This window comes from Bradyrhizobium sp. SRS-191 (assembly GCF_024586915.1).
Taxonomy (GTDB): domain Bacteria; phylum Pseudomonadota; class Alphaproteobacteria; order Rhizobiales; family Xanthobacteraceae; genus Bradyrhizobium.
Genome location: NZ_JANBVS010000004.1, coordinates 78,725 through 95,081 on the forward strand (window position 1 = coordinate 78,725; position 16,357 = coordinate 95,081).

The 16,357-nt window shown below is 66.5% G+C and carries 15 protein-coding genes; 10 read left to right on the forward strand and 5 right to left on the reverse strand.

All coding sequences use genetic code 11. From position 1 onward, the window contains the following. Window position 1: 1 nt before the first annotated feature. The 6 genes from NLR35_RS09130 (at window position 2) to NLR35_RS09155 (ending at window position 6,565) form a co-directional block, all read left to right on the forward strand. On the forward strand, window positions 2–199 hold the full coding sequence (locus tag NLR35_RS09130) for a hypothetical protein (RefSeq protein ID WP_257166240.1): 198 nt from the start codon (window positions 2–4) through the stop codon (window positions 197–199). Beyond that, window positions 196–1,608 carry an amidase gene (locus NLR35_RS09135; RefSeq protein WP_257166241.1) on the forward strand — a complete coding sequence of 471 codons (1,413 nt, stop codon included), beginning with the start codon at window positions 196–198 and terminating at the stop codon, window positions 1,606–1,608. The genes NLR35_RS09130 and NLR35_RS09135 overlap by 4 nt, the downstream gene beginning before the upstream one ends. Window positions 1,609–1,915: 307 nt before the next feature. Then, window positions 1,916–2,899 (forward strand): ABC transporter ATP-binding protein, encoded by a 984-nt coding sequence (locus NLR35_RS09140; protein ID WP_257166242.1) that lies wholly within the window; start codon window positions 1,916–1,918, stop codon window positions 2,897–2,899. Window positions 2,900–3,023: 124 nt separating this feature from the next. Further along, window positions 3,024–3,293 carry a GlsB/YeaQ/YmgE family stress response membrane protein gene (locus NLR35_RS09145; RefSeq protein ID WP_257166243.1) on the forward strand — a complete coding sequence of 90 codons (270 nt, stop codon included), beginning with the start codon at window positions 3,024–3,026 and terminating at the stop codon, window positions 3,291–3,293. 192 nt (window positions 3,294–3,485) lie between these two features. Beyond that, entirely contained in the window at window positions 3,486–5,228 is a 1,743-nt protein-coding gene (locus NLR35_RS09150) for a type I secretion system permease/ATPase (RefSeq protein ID WP_257166244.1), read from the forward strand. After that, complete coding sequence (locus NLR35_RS09155) at window positions 5,225–6,565, forward strand: HlyD family type I secretion periplasmic adaptor subunit (protein WP_257166245.1); 1,341 nt, start codon at window positions 5,225–5,227, stop codon at window positions 6,563–6,565. Before NLR35_RS09150 ends, NLR35_RS09155 begins: the two co-directional genes overlap by 4 nt. 399 nt (window positions 6,566–6,964) lie before the next feature. On the opposite strand, the gene NLR35_RS09160 is transcribed toward NLR35_RS09155, so the two are convergent. The 3 genes from NLR35_RS09160 to NLR35_RS09170 all read right to left on the reverse strand — a co-directional run bounded on the left by NLR35_RS09160 (window position 6,965) and on the right by NLR35_RS09170 (window position 9,886). Then, a complete protein-coding gene (locus tag NLR35_RS09160) occupies window positions 6,965–7,447 on the reverse strand; it encodes a CinA family protein (RefSeq protein WP_257166246.1) in 483 nt (160 codons plus the stop codon). An 84-nt stretch (window positions 7,448–7,531) separates the two neighbouring features. Then, window positions 7,532–8,845 (reverse strand): MFS transporter, encoded by a 1,314-nt coding sequence (locus NLR35_RS09165; protein ID WP_257166247.1) that lies wholly within the window; start codon window positions 8,843–8,845, stop codon window positions 7,532–7,534. Window positions 8,846–8,971: 126 nt separating this feature from the next. Next, window positions 8,972–9,886 (reverse strand): transcriptional regulator GcvA, encoded by a 915-nt coding sequence (locus NLR35_RS09170; RefSeq protein WP_257166248.1) that lies wholly within the window; start codon window positions 9,884–9,886, stop codon window positions 8,972–8,974. 113 nt (window positions 9,887–9,999) lie between these two features. Here NLR35_RS09170 and NLR35_RS09175 point away from each other — a divergent pair, with 113 nt between their 5' ends. Beyond that, window positions 10,000–10,203, forward strand: a complete 204-nt coding sequence (locus tag NLR35_RS09175) for a DUF1127 domain-containing protein (protein WP_257166249.1) — start codon at window positions 10,000–10,002, stop codon at window positions 10,201–10,203. 79 nt (window positions 10,204–10,282) lie between these two features. Continuing rightward, window positions 10,283–10,864, forward strand: coding sequence for a GNAT family N-acetyltransferase (locus NLR35_RS09180; protein ID WP_257166250.1), 582 nt, complete (start codon window positions 10,283–10,285; stop codon window positions 10,862–10,864). Between the two features lie 282 nt (window positions 10,865–11,146). Here NLR35_RS09180 and NLR35_RS09185 read toward each other — a convergent pair whose 3' ends face one another. After that, entirely contained in the window at window positions 11,147–11,848 is a 702-nt protein-coding gene (locus tag NLR35_RS09185; RefSeq protein WP_257166251.1) for an SDR family NAD(P)-dependent oxidoreductase, read from the reverse strand. Between the two features lie 89 nt (window positions 11,849–11,937). Next, window positions 11,938–12,957 (reverse strand): glutathione S-transferase family protein, encoded by a 1,020-nt coding sequence (locus NLR35_RS09190; protein WP_257166252.1) that lies wholly within the window; start codon window positions 12,955–12,957, stop codon window positions 11,938–11,940. A 105-nt stretch (window positions 12,958–13,062) separates the two neighbouring features. On the opposite strand from NLR35_RS09190, the gene NLR35_RS09195 reads away from it, so the two are divergent. Together NLR35_RS09195 and NLR35_RS09200 are read left to right on the forward strand one after the other, a co-directional pair. Then, complete coding sequence (locus NLR35_RS09195; RefSeq protein ID WP_257166253.1) at window positions 13,063–14,847, forward strand: acyl-CoA dehydrogenase family protein; 1,785 nt, start codon at window positions 13,063–13,065, stop codon at window positions 14,845–14,847. Window positions 14,848–15,132: 285 nt separating this feature from the next. After that, window positions 15,133–16,221, forward strand: coding sequence for a Zn-dependent alcohol dehydrogenase (locus tag NLR35_RS09200; protein WP_257166254.1), 1,089 nt, complete (start codon window positions 15,133–15,135; stop codon window positions 16,219–16,221). The last annotated feature ends 136 nt before the right edge of the window (window positions 16,222–16,357 follow it).

Here is a 16,357-nt window from a genome sequence, read left to right on the forward strand (position 1 = left end):
GATGACCAGACCCACGCCCCAGCAAGTCCACGCCATTGCGGAGGCCTCCGGCCTGCCGGTCGACAAGGAGGTGGCGACCCGCATCGCCGATTCGATCGGACCGGCGTTCGACAATTTCGCCGCCGTCGCGGGCACGCTGCCATTCGACCTCGAGCCGGCGAGCTACGTCCTGGCGCAGACGCTGAAGGTGGGCCGATGAGCACCGAACCCGCTCTGATGACGCTTTCGGAGGTCGCCAAGGCGATCGCCGAGAAGAAGCTCTCCTCCGTCGAGGTGACGCGCTCCTGCCTGCACCGCATCGCGCAGTGGCAGCCGAAGCTGAACGCCTTCATGGCGATCGAGTCCGAGCCGGCGCTGAAGGCGGCCGCGGAGGCGGACGCAACATTGGCCAAGGACGGCCCCAAGGGCGCGCTGCACGGCGTGCCGCTGGCGCACAAGGACATGTACTACGAGGCCGGCCATATCTCGACCTGCGGCTCGCTGATCCGCCGCGACTTCGTCGCGACGACGACCTCGACCGCGCTGCAGCGGCTGAAGGATGCCGGCTCGATCCGGCTCGGCACCTTGCAGATGGCCGAGTTTGCCTATGGCCCGACCGGGCACAACGCGCATTACGGCGCCGTGCACAATCCGTGGAAGCTCGGCTACGTCACCGGCGGCTCGTCGTCCGGCTCGGGCTCGGCGGTCGGCGCGCGCCTGACCTTTGCGGCGCTCGGCTCCGACACCGGCGGCTCGATCCGCATGCCCGCGAATTTCTGCGGCGTCACCGGCCTGAAGGTCACCTGGGGCCGCGTCAGCCGCGCCGGCGCGATGCCGCTGTCGCAGTCGCTCGACACGGTCGGGCCATTGGCGCAAACCGCCGAGGATTGCGGGCTGCTGCTCGGCCTGATGGCCGGCCCCGATCCCGAGGATCCCACCGCCAGCCATGCTCCGGTGCAGGACTATGTCGCGGCCGCCCAGGCCTCGATCAAGGGCCTCAGGATCGGCGTGCCCAAGGCGTTCTATGTTGATGACCTCGATCCCGAGGTGGCGGGCTGTCTCGATGCGGCGATCGCCGTGCTGAAGACCGAGGGCGCCGACGTCGTGCAGGTTGAGCTGCCCGACCAGCGCCAGCTCACCGCAGCCTGTCAGCTCGTGCTCGCGGTCGAAGCCGCCGCCTTCCACAAGCGCTGGATGATCGAACGGCCACAGGACTACGGCCCGCAGGTCCTGATGCGATTGCAGAACGCGCTCGCCGTCTCCGGCGTCGCCTATCTCGAAGCGCTGCGCTGGCGCGGTGCGGCGCTGGCCGCGCATGTCGCGGCGACGTCCGGTGTGGACGCCGTGATCGCGCCGGTATCGCCGCTGGTGACGCCGTCGATCGCCGACAGCGATGTCGGCGGCGCGCCCGGCGCCGAGGCCGTGATCCAGCGCATCACCCGCTTCACGCGCCCGGTGAACTATCTCGGCCTGCCGTCGCTCGCGATCCCCACGGGCTTCACGGCGACCGGGCTCCCCGTGGGCATGCAGCTGATCGGCCGCTCCTTCGACGAGGCCACGATTCTTACGATCGGAGCCGCATTCCAGCGCGCGACCGACTTCCACGCGAGGGTGCCGACGCTGCCATGAAGTGGAGTGTTGGCGAGCGGCTCCCGCCTCATAGCGATCAAGGTGATGCGAGAGCATGGCCTGGAGACGCCCTGATCGGAGCTGTCTCCTCACATTCGGTGTCGTCCCCGCCAAGCCTGACGTCGCGTAGCGATGGCAGGCGCCGAGCCGGGACCCATAGCCACCGGCCTTTGTGTTGCGATGACTCGGAGTGGCGATCGTGCCGCAAACGCCTCCCGGGATTATGGGTCCCGGGTCGGCGCACGACGGCGCGATGCGCCGACGTGCTTGCCCGGGACGACACCGAGTTTGTGAGGACCAAATTCGTATGACCAACCTCGTCGAGATCGACAATCTCACCATCCGCTTCACCGGCGAGCGCACGGTGCATGCGGTGAACGATGTCAGCCTGTCGCTCGCCGATGGCGAGGTGCTCGGGCTGCTCGGCGAGTCCGGCTCGGGCAAGAGCGTCACCATGCGGGCGCTGATGCGGCTGCTGCCGAAGAAGCGGACGCAGATTTCAGGTCACGTCAAGGTGATGGGGCGCGACGTGCTCGCGATGAGCGACGAGGAGCTGTCGCAGTTCCGCGGCCGCACGGTGTCGATGATCTTCCAGGAGCCGGGGCTTGCGCTCGATCCGGTCTATACGATCGGCCGGCAGATCGCCGAGACGGTGATGCGCCACGAGGGCAAGAGCTACGCGGAAGGCACCGCGCGGGCGCTGGAGATGCTCGACGTCGTCCGCATTCCCTCGGCCAAGCGGCGGCTGGAGTCCTATCCGCACGAGATGTCCGGCGGCATGCGCCAGCGCGCGATGATCGCGCTCGCTCTCGCCTGCCGTCCGAAGGTGCTGCTCGCCGACGAGCCAACCACCGCGCTCGATGCCACCGTGCAGATCCAGATCCTCTTGCTGCTGCGCGAGCTGCAGCGCGAGTTCGGCATGTCAGTCATCTTCGTCACCCACGACATTGGTGTGGCCATCGAGATCTGCGACCGTGTCGCCGTGATGTATGCCGGAGAGATCGTGGAGCAGGGCTCCTTGCGCGACATCGTCCGCCAGCCCGTGCATCCCTATGCGCGCGGCCTGCTGGCTTCGACCATTCATGGCGCCAAGCGCGGCGAGCGATTGCAGACGATCCCGGGCACGCCGCCGTCACTCGATCAGGCGCCGCACAGCTGCTCGTTCGCGCCGCGCTGCAGCCTCGCCCAGACGCGCTGCTCGGAGGCGTTGCCGCCGGCCGTTCATCTTGGGCCGCAGCGGCTGGCGCGTTGCGTGCTTGCCGAGCCGCCCGTGAGTGTGGCGGCGACGTAACGGTTCGCGCGAAACCCGCCGCCGCCGCGCCGGAGCCGAGCATCGCGTGTCGAAGCGTCGCAGTCGCCTCGCTAAGGTGCCGTGGCGCCGGACCGCTCGTCCGGCGCCACGTTGAGGACACGCCATGCACGTATCGAACGAAGGTATTCTGGTCATCCTGTTTGTCGGCCTGATCGCGGGCTGGCTGGCCGGCAAGATCGTGCGCGGCACCGGCTTCGGCCTGATCGGGGATATCGTGATCGGCGTGCTCGGCGCCCTCGTCGCCAGCCTGATCTTTCCGCGGCTGGGCATCCGGCTCGGAACTGGGCTGGTGTCCGAAATCGTCTATTCCGCGCTCGGCGCGATCATCCTGCTGCTCGTGGCCCGGCTGGTCCGGACGGGCGGACGGCTCTAGCGCTGCCGATACCGCGGCTGAACGTTTTCGCAGCCGCGTCAGACACACCAAGCACAACGGCTGATTCACGCTAAGACGGGTGTCGTTGGACGCTTGCCGCAGGAATCAGTATATTTTGCCTTGTTCGCCGCCAGTTTGTGGTTTTGATCGGCGGCCGTGCAGCTCATTCGATGAATTGAAGAGATGGTGGTGATGGCGGCCGCACCTCACGTGAGGCAATCCGAGCTCAGCGATGCCTTGCGCGGTTGCCGCAGCGCCTTCATCGGCGTCGGGGTGATGAGCTGCATCATCAACCTGCTGTACCTGACCGGCTCGATCTTCATGCTCGAGGTCTATGACCGCGTGCTGCCGAGCCGCTCGGTGCCGACCCTGATCGGCCTCATCATCATCGCGGGCGGCCTCTACATCGCCCAGGGCGCGCTGGACATGATCCGCAGCCGCATCCTCGGCCGCATTGGCACCGCGCTCGACGAGAGCCTGAATGCGCGGGTGTTCGACACCGTGGTGCGGCTGCCGCTGTCGGTCGGCGGCCGCAACGAGGGCCTGCAACCGCTGCGCGATCTCGACAACATCAGGAGCTTTCTCGGCAGCCAGGGGCCCGGCGCGTTCTTCGACCTGCCATGGCTGCCGCTGTATCTGGCGATCTGCTTCGCCTTTCACGTTCTGCTCGGCGCGACAGCGCTGGTGGGCGCGATCATTCTGGTGACCCTGACCTTGATCACCGAATTCCTGACCCGCACGCCGGCGAAGGAAGCCATGGGCCTCGCCGCACGCCGTAACGATCTCGCAACCGCCAGCCGCCGCAATGCCGAGGTGCTGGTCGCGATGGGCATGAGCGGGCGCATGCTGTCGCGCTGGAGCGAGACCAATGAGAAGTATCTCGCCGGCAACCAGCGCGCCAGCGACGTTGCCGGCGGTCTTGGGGCGATCGCAAAGGTGCTGCGGATGATGCTGCAATCGGCCGTGCTCGCGGTCGGTGCGTATCTGGTGATTCATCAGGAGGCCACGGCCGGCATCATCATCGCCGGCTCGATCCTGAGCGCGCGGGCTTTGGCGCCGGTCGATCTCGCGATCGCGCATTGGAAGAGTTTTGTGGCCGCGCGCCAGAGCTGGCGCCGGCTCAACCAGCTGCTCGAAACCATGCCGCCGCGAACGGCGCCGACCCAGCTGCAGCCGCCGGTCGGCAAGCTCTCGGTCGAGGGCATCTCGATCGTCGCGCCCGGCGACAACAAGGCGATCGTCCAGGACGTGACGTTCGCACTGTCGGCCGGAAACGGATTGGGCATCATCGGTCCGAGCGCGTCGGGGAAGTCCTCCTTGGTGCGCGCTCTGGTCGGCGTCTGGCGTCCGGTGCGCGGTCATGTCCGGCTCGACGGCGCGGCGCTCGACCAGTGGTCGTCCGACGAGCTCGGCCGGCACATCGGCTATCTGCCGCAGGACGTCGAGCTGTTCGCCGGCACCGTGGCCCAGAACATCTGCCGCTTCGATCCGAACGCCACGGCAGACGGCATCATCGCCGCCGCGAAGGAAGCCGGCGTGCACGACATCATCATCAAGATGCGGGACGGCTACGACACGCAGATCGGCGAGCAGGGCGCGGCGCTGTCGGCGGGGCAGGCGCAGCGCGTGGCGCTGGCGCGCGCACTCTATGGCGACCCGTTCCTGATCGTGCTCGACGAGCCCAACTCCAACCTCGACACCGAAGGCGACGAGGCACTGTCGCGCGCGGTGCGCTCGGCGCGGGCGCGTGGTGCGATCGTCGTCGTCGTCGCGCACCGGCCGATCGGCATCGAGGCGGTGGATCAGGTGCTGGTGATGAAGGACGGGCGCGCGCAGGCGTTCGGTCCGAAGGAGACGGTGCTGGCGCAGGTGCTGCAGCCGCGCCCGCCGGCGCCGATCAAGATCGTCTCGGAGGCCGGAGTGACGAAGCCATGAGCAGCCAGGTCATCACCGGTCCCGTTCCTGGTTTGCGCAAGCCGGAGAGCGTGCGCGAATCGATCCGCCGCCATCTCCTGGTCGGCATGGGTGTCGTCATCGCCGTGGCCGGCGGGATGGGCGGCTGGGCCGCGACGCAGCAGATTTCCGGCGCGCTGATCGCGCCCGGCCAGATCGTGGTCGAATCCAACGTCAAGAAGGTGCAGCATCCGACCGGCGGCGTGGTCGGCGAGCTGCGCGCGCGCGACGGCGACGTCGTCAAGTCCGGCGACATCGTCGTGAGGCTCGACGACACCGTGACCAAGGCGTCGCTTGCCATCGTCACCAAGAACCTCGATGCGCTGCAGGCGCGCGCGGCCCGGCTCGAGGCGGAGCAGCGCGGCTGGGCCAAGATCCTGTTTCCGCAGCAGTTGTTGGAGCGGATGAGTGATCCCGACGTCAAGAGCCTGACGGCGAGCGAGACCAAGCTGTTCGAGGTCCGCGTCAATGGCCGCATCGGCCAGAAGGCGCAGCTGCGCGAGCGCGTGGCCCAGCTGGGTGAGGAGATCGAGGGCCTCTCGGCACAGGTCGCCGCCAAGGACCAGGAGATCGCGCTGGTGCAGAAGGAGCTCGACGGCGTACGCCAGCTCTACGAGCAGCACCTGGTGCAGCTGTCGCGCCTGACCACACTGGAGCGCGACGCCGCCCGCCTCAATGGCGAGCGCGCGCAATTCATCGCCGCGCGCGCCCAGGCCAAGGGCAAGATCAGCGAGACCGAGCTGCAGATCATCCAAGTCGACAAGGACATGGTCAGCGAGGTGTCCAAGGATCTGCGCGAGACCACCGACAAGATCGGCGAGTTCGTCGAGCGCAAGGTCACCGCGGAGGACCAGCTGCGCCGCGTCGACATCCGCGCGCCGCAGGACGGCATGGTGCTGCAGTCCTCGGTGCACACCGTCGGCGGCGTCATCACTGCGGGCGACACCATCATGCTGATCGTGCCGCAGAGCGATGACCTGCAGGTCGAGGCCAAGGTCAATCCGCAGGACATCGACAAGCTGCAGGTGGGCCAGAAGACGCTGCTGCGGCTGTCCGCCTTCAACCAGCGCACCACGCCGGAATTGAACGGCGTCGTCAGCCGCGTCTCGCCTGACGTCACCACCGACCAGCGCACGGGACAGAGCTACTACACCATCCGCGTCTCGATGTCGCCGGAGGAGATCGCGCGCTTGGGCGACGTCAAGCTGATCCCGGGCATGCCGGCCGAAGCCTTCGTCCAGACCGGCGACCGTACCGTGATCTCCTACCTGATGAAGCCGCTGCACGACCAGCTGATGCGCGCCTTTAGGGAGAAGTGAGGGCTGCGGCTGCTCGTGGGGCACTTGTGGCGCTACAAACTCCGCTGTCGTCCCTGCGAACGCAGGGACCCATAACCACAGGCGGGTGTTGGCTTGCGCGAAAGGCTCAACGCGCAGCCTGCCTCAAGACAGATCACGCGGTATGGATCCCGGATCGGCGCCCGCTGCCGCTTCGCGTCAGCGGGCTCGTCCGGGACGACACCGTAGATGGAGCGGAGACGGGGGCGGCACACTCCGCTGTCATCCCCGCGCACGCGGGGATCCATAGCCACAGGCGGTCGTTGGTTTGCGCGACAGTTTCAACATCCAGACTGCCCCAAGATAGATCACGCGGTATGGGTCCCGGGTCAGCGCCTGCCGCCGCTACGCGTCGCCAGGCTTGTCCGGGACGACACCGGGTTATGCGGCGAGTGTCTTGAGCAACAGCTCCAGCGCGCTTTTCGCGAACAACTGCATGTTGGCTGCCCGGTCGCTGCTGCCGCTTTCCAGTGTGACTACGGCGGACGCCGGACCAGCTACCGCAAAACACGCATGCCCCGCGGCGTCGCCATAGCGGTTGCCGGTGGGGCCGGCAGCGCCGGTCTCCGACAATCCCCAATCGGTGGCAAAACGCGACTTGATCTGCCGCGCCAGTAGTTCGGCATACGGCTCCGAGGCCGAGCGGATGCCCTTCATCGCCTCGTCGGGAATGTCCATCAGCACGCGCCGTGCGTCGCGGGTGTAGACCACGGCGCCGCCGAGGAAATAGGCCGATGCGCCGGGCACCGCGAGCAGCGCCGCCGCGATCAGTCCGCCGGCCGAGGATTCCGCGACCGCGATGGTCTGCTTGCGCGCGATGAGCCGCTCGGCAACCTTGCCGGCGACGGCGATCAGTTCATCCATGGCAATCCTCGCTTCCATTCCGGCCGGCAATAAAAAACGGGCGGCATCGAATGATGCCGCCCGTCGCGTGAACAGACAACCCGCTTAGGCCGCGGCCGGCTCGCGCGCCGCAACGGCCTGCCGGCCGCCGCGATAGACGGTCAGCGCGGCGATGATGCCGAGCACGGCGGCGAACATCAGCCAGAAGCCGGGGGAGGCCTTGTCGCCGGTCTTCTCGATCAGCCAAGTCGCCGCGAACGGCGTGAAGGTGCCGAACAGCGCCGCGGCGAGCGCGAAGGCCAGCGAGAAGCAGGTGGTGCGGACATGCGCCGGCACGATCTCGACCAGGGCGCCGAGCATGGTGCCGCTGTACATGCCGAAATAGAAAGAGAACATCATCTCCACCGCCAGCATCTTGCCGAAGGTCGGCGCCGACACCAGCCAGCTCAGCGCGGGATAGGCGGTCAGCAGCGACAGCGTCGCGATCCCGATCAGCACCGGCTTGCGGCCGATCTTGTCGGAGAGCGCGCCGCCGACCGGGTTCCAGATGAAGTTGGTGACCGCGACCAGCAGCGTCACCAGCAGCGCATCCGCCGTCGACAGCTTCAGCACGGTCTTGCCGAAGGTCGGCGTGTACACGGTGACGAAGTAGAACGTCGTCGTGGTGAGGATCGCGATCATCATGCCGAGCAGCACGATGCGCCAGTTGGCGAGCGCCGAGGCGAACACTTCGCTGGTGGTCGGGTGCTTCTTCATGGCGAGGAAGGCCGGCGTCTCCTCCAGCGTGCGGCGCAGGAAGAAGATCAGCGGAATGATCAGGCAGCCGACGAAGAACGGAATGCGCCAGCCCCACGCGGTCACGGTGGCCGCCGGCATGGTCTCGCTCAGGAGAAAGCCCAGGATCGAGGCGACGAAGATCGCGACCTGCTGGCTCGACGATTGGAACGAGGTGTAGAAGCCGCGATTGCCGGGCGTTGCGATCTCCGACAAATAGACCGAAACTCCGCCGAGCTCGACGCCGGCCGAGAAGCCCTGCAGCAGGCGGCCGAGCAGCACGATGATCGGCGCGGCGACGCCGATAGTCTCGTAGGTCGGGCAGAAGGCGATCACGACGGTGCCGGCGGCCATGATGGCGAGCGTCACGATCAGACCCTGGCGGCGGCCGATCTTATCGATATAGGCGCCGAGCACGATCGCGCCGACGGGACGCATCAGGGCGCCCAGCCAGAACACGCCGAAGGTGTTGAGCAGCGAAGCGGTCTCGTCGGTCGAGGGGAAGAAAGCCTTGCCGATCGCGGCCGCGTAGAACCCGAACAGGAAGAAATCGAACTGCTCGAGGAAATTGCCGCTGGTGGCGCGCAGGATCGCGCCGATGCGCGATTGGATGGTGGCGGGCTGGGCGGCTGAGGTCGATGACACGCGAAGAAACTCCTACCGTCGAGTGGCTCGTGCGGAAGAAATTCTGCGCCGGCCGAGTTGAAAACGTGCGGCAATCTGCCACGCCGGATCGCCCAGGCCAATAGATTTACTAGCGATTCCTTAACGCTAGGCCGGTTGGGCCGCCGTGGTCTTATGCTGCACTGCGGTCTTGAGCCACTGGCGAAACGCCTTGAGCTTCGGCGGATCGGTACGTCCCTCCGGCGTCACCAGATAAAAGCCGGCGTCGCTCGGCAGGGCCATCTTGAACGGCACCACCAGCCGGCCCTTGGCGATGTCGTCCTGGACATAGGCCGTGCGGCCGATGGCGACGCCGAGCCCGTCGATCGCGGCCTGGACGGTCATCAACGACAGGTCGAAGCTCAGCCGGCTCTGTCGGGACATCTCCACAGGCAACCCCGCCGCCGTCAGCCACAGCCGCCAATCCTCGTCATAGCCGCCGCTCGCCTGCAGCAGCGTGTGATGCGCGAGATCCTCCGGGCAGCGTAGCGGCTTGGCGCCCTGCAGCAGCGCCGGGCTGCACACCGGAAACAGTTCGTCGGCCATCAGCCACTCCGCCCGCACGCCCGGCCAGTGGCCGCGCCCGTAGCGGATCGCGGCGTCGACATCGTCCTTGCGGAAGTCGACCAGCGCGGTCGAAGTGGTGATGCGGACGTCGATGGCGGGATGCGCCTCCTGGAACGCGGTCAGCCGCGGCAGCAGCCATTTGGCGGCCAGCGAGGCGATCGTGGAGACCGTCAGCACCTTGGCGTTGTCCTTGCGCACCAGCCGTTCCGTCGCCAGCCGGAGGTCGTCGAACGCGGCGCGGACCAGCGGCAGGTAGTCGCGGGCCTGCGGCGTCAGCGCGAGGCTGCGGTTCTGCCGGACGAACAGGCGGAGGCCGAGCTCGTCCTCCAAGCGCTTGATCTGATGGCTGATTGCGGTCTGCGTCACGTTCAGCTCGGAGGCCGCGCGGGTGAAGCTGAGATGCCGCGCGGCGGCCTCGAACGCCCGCAATCCATTCAGCGACGGCAGCCGGGTCATCCAGGGGTCTCCCTTGTCATGAGCTTATTTCATCCGAAACGGTAGTAAATGTCGTTTGTCGATGAAGAGCAAGCCTTCGATAGTGCAGCCTCACTGCTTTCCAGGAGGCTTCCATGTCCCTTTACGTCTCCTCGTCAATGACGAAACATCATGCACCTGGCTTCTGGTCCGACCTGACCGCGCTGCTCGCCGCCTGGCGCTTCCGCTACCGCACCCGGCATGAGCTGGCGCAATGGTCGGAACGCGATCTGCACGACCTCGGCCTGTCCCGCAGCGACATCGCCGCCGAGATCGACAAGCCGTTCTGGCGGGGGTGAGCCCCTCACTCATCCCTGCCGCGCCGGCGCCGCTCCGCAAAAGAGGGCGCCGGCAGATCTCGTCTCGAGGACGCCCGCCATGCCGACGCCTGCTGTTGCCGACCGACTTGCGGTGCCCGACGTCATCCACACCAGGCGTGGCGAGCTCGTCAGCTTGCATTTTGCGACATCGAAGGACGCCGAGGCGCTGCAGGCTTATGTCCGATCTTTGAGCCAGCGCTCGCGCCATAGACGCTTCCTGGGCGCTCTCAGCGAACTGCCGAAGGCTGTGCTGGACGATTTCGTCGCGCTCGGCCGTAACGACCGCTACAGCCTTCTCGCAACGATGGAGCAGGACGGTGCCAAAAGCATCGTAGCCGAGGCACGCTACGCATTCGAGCGCGATACCGGCCGCGTGGAGTTCGGTCTGTCGGTGCATGACCGCTGGCATGGCCACGGCATCGGCCCGGCGCTGATCGCGGATCTGGAGCGTCGCGCAGCCGCCCTCGGTGGAGCCAGGCTGTCAGGCGACGCGCTGCGCACCAACGACGTGATGATCGCGCTGGCCAGGAAGGCCGGCTTCACGATCCGGCCGCATGCGGATGATTGGACGTTGGTGCGTTTCGAGAAGGGCGTGAGGGCTGACGACGTGCGGCGGGCCGACTTTGGCTTGGTGAAATGACCATCATCATCTAATTGGCGTTGCCGTGAACTCACAAGAGCCGCGTGACGGATGGGAACCGATCGCGGTGCCAATGACTGCGCCCTCTCCCCTTGTGGGAGAGGGCATGTAGGAAAGCTCAACATACTCGGCTGGGTGAGGGGTCTCTCTCCACGAGTGTTGTTCGCAGAGAGAGACCCCTCACCCAACCGCGTACGTGGAGAGGCCAAACTCGCCCTCTCCCACAAGGGGAGAGGGCGCATTCACGCGCAGTCTGCTTTGTTGTCCGATGTTCAAGCGTACTCAAAACGTCTCCACCCAGGGCCGCAGCTCCATCTCCCAGCTCCAGGCGCTGCGCGGCTGCTGCAGCACGCTCCAATAGCTCGCCGCGATCGCATCCGGATCGAGCATCGAATCCGGCCGCTCCGCCGGCTCCTGCCGTTCGGCGCTCTTGATGCCGCCGTCGATGACGAAATGAGCGACGTGGATGCCCTGCGGCGACAGCTCCCGCGCCATGCTCTGGGCGAGGCCGCGCAGCGCGAACTTGCCCATCGCGAACGCGGACGACTGCGCATAGCCCTTCACGCTCGCCGAGGCGCCGGTGAACAGGATCGCGCCATGCTTGTTGGGCAGCATGCGCTGAGCCGCCTGCTGGGCCACCAGGAAGCCACCGAAGGCGCTGACGGCAATGGAATTCTGCACGTCGGCCGGCACGAGATCGGTGAGCGGCCCGCGCGCGCGTGCGCTGGCATTGTAGACCACGAGATCGGGCTCTCCGATCTCGCGCGTGACGAGGCCGAACAGCCGCTCGACCTCCTCCGGATTGGTGGCGTCGCAGGGATAGGCCCGCGCGCCGGTCTCGCTGCAAAGCGCACCGAGCTTCTCGGTCTTGCGCGCGGCGAGCGCCACGCGGATCTTCTCGCGCGCGAACAGCCGCGCGAGCGAGGCGGAAAGCCCTTCGCCGGCGCCGACGATCAGGGCGATCTTGTAGGCAGGGATATCCATCTGGGTGTCCTCGACATGCGTCCGCTCCGCTCAAGCTAGTGCAGCCAAGGCCAACTTCCCACCATCCATCCCCACAATTCTGCCTGAGATCAGGCCGGGCGCGGCTGCAGGCCGGCGAGGCAGCCGATCTCTTCCAGCACGATGTCGAGCCGGCTGCGGTCGTGCAGGAAGGCGTATTTCGAGCGCAGCATCGCCAGCGACCGCGCATGATATTTCTGCGGCTTCTGGGTCCACACGATGTCGCCGAGCTGGACGCTGAAAGCGTCGCGGTTGTCCTTGATCGCCTGCTCATTGGCGAGCGACCACGGCATGAACAGCGCGCCGACCTGGCGCGTCAGGATCGGCATCAATGTGAGCGACAGTTCCGGCCACAGCTCGAACTCGCCTTCCGCGCGTGGCCACATCATGCGCTGGATCCAGGCCAGCACATGCGGGGCGCGGCCCTCGATCAGCGCGCCGGCGGTCGGATCGGTCCACAACTCGTAGAGCTGACCCCACAGGCCGAAATCGCCATAGGCCGGACGGCCGCCGAACAGATACGGCCTGAGCGCGAGGTGCCGCTCCAGCAGATCGAGCATCTCGACAAATCCCTGCTCGATCTGCGGTGCGTTGGCCTCGTTCGAACCGACATAGGAGAGGCGATCGACCATGCGCGCGCGAATCTTCTCCGACAGCCTGGCGACATCGGCATCGGTGGCCTTCGGCGCGACCATGCGGGCGATGCGCCCGGCCGAGGCGCGCTGATCGAGCTCGCCGGCCCAGCGATAATGGAACATCCATTTGTTGCCCCACTCATCGCCGAACTCCTCGATCAGAGCGGAGATGAAGCTCATCAGCACGTCGCCGGGATGAACCGACGGCTCCGGAAAATCGAGCTCGAGCGCATCGATGATCGGCGTCGAATCCTGCATCGGCACCTCGTCGGGCGCGACCACCAGCGGAATGATCGGCAGCTTGGCGTGCCGGGTGAACTCGCCCTCGGTTTCCGCGCTGCGCAATATCCACTGATGCGGAATGCCCTTGTAACGCAGATACGATCGCACCTTGACCGAATAGGGCGACATCTCCGCCCCGAAGATGCGATAAACCTCCGTCGGCTGATTGGTCATTGCGCGGCTCCCAGAACCTGCGGACGTGCGACGTCGTGTACCCGATCAGATGCAACCTGAAGAGTCCATCAGAGACTTGTTGAAACGAACGAGGGCTTAACGCTCATGCACCAGTTCCTGAAACGCGACGACGTCATGACGGGCGGGAAGCGGCCGGATTTGCTGGCGCCCGATACCACCGGGCTCAACTTCTATCGCGCAGATCCGGCGCTCGCCGACCTCCTGCGCATCCATCTGCCCGACACGCTGTTCCGCCACCTGGTGCCGCATCTCGACCGGCTCGGCGAACTGGCCGGCTCCTATCTCGACGAGTGCGCCCGGCTCGCGGACCGCCATGGCCCGGTGCTGCACCAGCGCGACCGCTTCGGCCGCGACGTGCAGTGGATCGAATATCACCCCGCCTATCGTGAGCTGGAGCGCGCGGCCTTCGGCGAGTTCGGTATCCATGCGATGTCGATCCGCAAGGGCATTCTCGGCTGGCCGACCAGATATCCCGTCACGGCCAAGCACGCCTTCACCTTCCTGTTCAACCAGGCGGAGTTCGGGCTGGGCTGCCCGATCAACGTCACCGACGGCTGCGCCAAGCTGCTTTCGAGCTTCGGCAGCGACGCGCTGAAGGCGAAGTATCTCGACGGCCTGACGCAGACCGACATGCGCAAGCTGACCCAGGGCGGTCAGTTCATGACCGAGAAGGAGGGCGGCTCCGACGTCGGCACGCTCACGACGGTCGCCGTGCCCGAGGGCAATCACTGGCGGCTGCACGGGGAGAAATGGTTCTGCTCCAATGCCGATGCCAAGGTGGTGATGCTGCTGGCGCGGCCCGAAGGCGCCGAGCCCGGCACGCGCGGCGTCGGCCTGTTCCTGATGCCGCGCTTCCTCGAAGACGGCACGCAGAACCATTATCGGATCGTGCGCCTGAAGGATAAGCTCGGCACCCGCTCGATGGCCTCGGGCGAGATCAAGCTGGAAGGCGCGATCGCCTATGCCGTCGGCCGGCTCGATCGCGGCTTCGTGCAGATGGCCGAGATGGTGAACTCCTCGCGGCTCTCGAACGGTGTCAAGTCGACGGCGCTGATGCGGCGCGCCTGGCACGACGCGATCACGGTCGCGCGCAATCGCGTCGTGTTCGGGCAGCGCATCGTCGACCTGCCCTTGGGACGCCGTCAGCTGCTGAAGATCCTGCTGCCGACCGAGCAGGCGCTGTCGATGAGTTTCCTCACCGCCGATGCCCTGGACCGTGCCGAGGGCGGCAGCCAGGACGCGGCTGCGCTGCTGCGTATCCTGACCCCTGTCTTGAAATTCCGCGCCACGCGCGACGCGCGCAAGGTCTGCGGCGATGCGTTGGAGATGCGCGGCGGCATCGGCTATGTCGAGGAGTTCGCCACCTCCAGGCTGCTGCGCGATGCGCATCTCGGCTCGATCTGGGAAGGCACCGGCAACATCGTCGCGCTCGATGCGCTCAAGCGCGCCGTCGGCCGTCACGGCGCGGAGTCCGCGCTGTCAGCCGACCTGCATGCGCGTCTCGACGACAGCGCTGATGTGCCGCAGGCCTGGCGCGATCAGCTGCATCGCCTGGTCGATCGCGCGACCGGTTTTGCGCGTGAGGTCGCGGGGCGCGCCGACAATGAAGCGGAGTCTCGCCGGGCGACCAGCCTGCTGTATCACACCGCCAGTGCCGTCTCGCTCACCTGGGAGAGCGCGCGCATCCATGCGATGCGCGGCGATGCGCGACGCTTATTGCTGGCGAAGCTGGTGGTGGATCATCGGCTGACACCGGCCGATCCGTTCCGGCTGGCGGAAAACAAGACGGACGACGCGATCGCAACGCTGCTGCTGGGTGAGCGCGACGCGAACATGGATGAGGTTGGCGAACTGATGTCGGCGGCGTAGTCTTCCGGTGAGAAAATGCGTTGTAGTCTGAAGCTGGCGCCGCAAGCTCGATGCACCCTCTCCCCTTGTGGGAGAGGGTGGTTTCCATGCGCAGCATGAAAACCGGGTGAGGGGTCGCTACGGGCGCGGAGCTGAATTCGTGGCACGAACCCCTCACCCGGGTGAGTTTGTTGCTGGCAGCTGCGTAGCCCTCTCCCACAAGGGGAGAGGGCGCAGTCACCAGCTCCGGAAGACGACGTGGTAAGTTGCTAAACCAAATCATAACAAAACAGGGAGAGAACGCCAATGAAAGCCGCCGTGCTGATGGAGGTCAACAAGCCGCTGGTGATCGAGGAGATCAGCGTGCCCAAGCCGGGGCCGCGCGAGGTGCTGATCCGCACGAGCGTCGCCGGTCTCTGCCATTCCGACCTGCACTTCATTGAGGGACTCTATCCGCATCCACTGCCGGCGGTGCTCGGCCATGAGTCCGCTGGCATCGTCGAGCAGGTCGGCTCAGACGTCAGCTATGTGAAGCCGGGCGATCACGTCGTCACCTGTCTCTCGGTGTTCTGCGGCACCTGCGACAACTGCACCACGGGCCGGCCGGTGCTGTGCACCGACACCACGGTGAAAATGCCGCCTGGCGCCTCCAACCGGCTGTCATGGGGGCGGAGTGAGAAGCTGCATCAGTTCCTCAATCTCTCGTCATTCGCCGAGCAGATGCTGGTGCACGAGAACGCGATCGTGAAGATCCGCCAGGACATGCCGCTCGAGTTCGCCGCGTTGATCGGCTGCGGCGTCATCACCGGCTATGGCGCGGTGGTGAACACGGCGCGCGTGACGGCCGGTGAGACTGTCGCCGTGATCGGCTGCGGCGGCGTCGGCATGGCCGCGATCAATGGCGCCGAGATCGCGGGCGCGGGGCGCATCATCGCGATCGACACCAACCCGGCCAAGCTGCAGCTTGCGACCAAGCTCGGCGCTACCGACATCATCAATCCCTTGGACGGCGACGCCGTCGCGCAGGTGCGCGAGCTGACCAAGGGCGGCGTGCATCATGCTTTCGAGGTGCTGGGCCGCAAGGAGACCGCCGAGCAGGCGTTCGCGATGCTGGCGCCCGGCGGCACCGCGACCATCGTCGGCATGATCCCGTTCGGCCAGAAGATCGAGCTGCACGGCTTCGACTTCCTGCGCGAGCGCCGCATCCAGGGCTCGTCGATGGGCTCCAACCACTTCCGCGTCGACATGCCCCGCCTCGTCGAGTTCTATCTGCGCGGCAAGCTGCATCTGGAGGACTGGATCTCCGCCAAGCTGAAGCTGTCGGAGATCAACGAGGGCTTCGCCAACATGAAGGCGGGGAAGACGCTGCGTAGCGTGATCATGTTCGATGCGTGAGGTGAGGCACCGCATGGAGTGCGGGTGGTGATGCCAGGCGCGCCTTCTTATCAGTTGCTCGTCATGCCCGGGCTTGACCCGGGCATCCATCCTCTCACGTCGATGGATGGCCGGGTCAAGCCCGGCCATGACGATG

What these genes read in the sequence shown, in the direction of transcription:
- NLR35_RS09130 (WP_257166240.1), top strand. Translation starts at nt 2, where the DNA reads ATGACCAGACCCACGCCCCAGCAAGTCCACGCCATTGCGGAGGCCTCC.
- NLR35_RS09135 (WP_257166241.1), top strand. Translation starts at nt 196, where the DNA reads ATGAGCACCGAACCCGCTCTGATGACGCTTTCGGAGGTCGCCAAGGCG.
- NLR35_RS09140 (WP_257166242.1), top strand. Translation starts at nt 1,916, where the DNA reads ATGACCAACCTCGTCGAGATCGACAATCTCACCATCCGCTTCACCGGC.
- NLR35_RS09145 (WP_257166243.1), top strand. Translation starts at nt 3,024, where the DNA reads ATGCACGTATCGAACGAAGGTATTCTGGTCATCCTGTTTGTCGGCCTG.
- NLR35_RS09150 (WP_257166244.1), top strand. Translation starts at nt 3,486, where the DNA reads ATGGCGGCCGCACCTCACGTGAGGCAATCCGAGCTCAGCGATGCCTTG.
- NLR35_RS09155 (WP_257166245.1), top strand. Translation starts at nt 5,225, where the DNA reads ATGAGCAGCCAGGTCATCACCGGTCCCGTTCCTGGTTTGCGCAAGCCG.
- NLR35_RS09160 (WP_257166246.1), bottom strand. Translation starts at nt 7,447, where the DNA reads ATGGATGAACTGATCGCCGTCGCCGGCAAGGTTGCCGAGCGGCTCATC.
- NLR35_RS09170 (WP_257166248.1), bottom strand. Translation starts at nt 9,886, where the DNA reads ATGACCCGGCTGCCGTCGCTGAATGGATTGCGGGCGTTCGAGGCCGCC.
- NLR35_RS09175 (WP_257166249.1), top strand. Translation starts at nt 10,000, where the DNA reads ATGTCCCTTTACGTCTCCTCGTCAATGACGAAACATCATGCACCTGGC.
- NLR35_RS09180 (WP_257166250.1), top strand. Translation starts at nt 10,283, where the DNA reads ATGCCGACGCCTGCTGTTGCCGACCGACTTGCGGTGCCCGACGTCATC.
- NLR35_RS09185 (WP_257166251.1), bottom strand. Translation starts at nt 11,848, where the DNA reads ATGGATATCCCTGCCTACAAGATCGCCCTGATCGTCGGCGCCGGCGAA.
- NLR35_RS09190 (WP_257166252.1), bottom strand. Translation starts at nt 12,957, where the DNA reads ATGACCAATCAGCCGACGGAGGTTTATCGCATCTTCGGGGCGGAGATG.
- NLR35_RS09195 (WP_257166253.1), top strand. Translation starts at nt 13,063, where the DNA reads ATGCACCAGTTCCTGAAACGCGACGACGTCATGACGGGCGGGAAGCGG.
- NLR35_RS09200 (WP_257166254.1), top strand. Translation starts at nt 15,133, where the DNA reads ATGAAAGCCGCCGTGCTGATGGAGGTCAACAAGCCGCTGGTGATCGAG.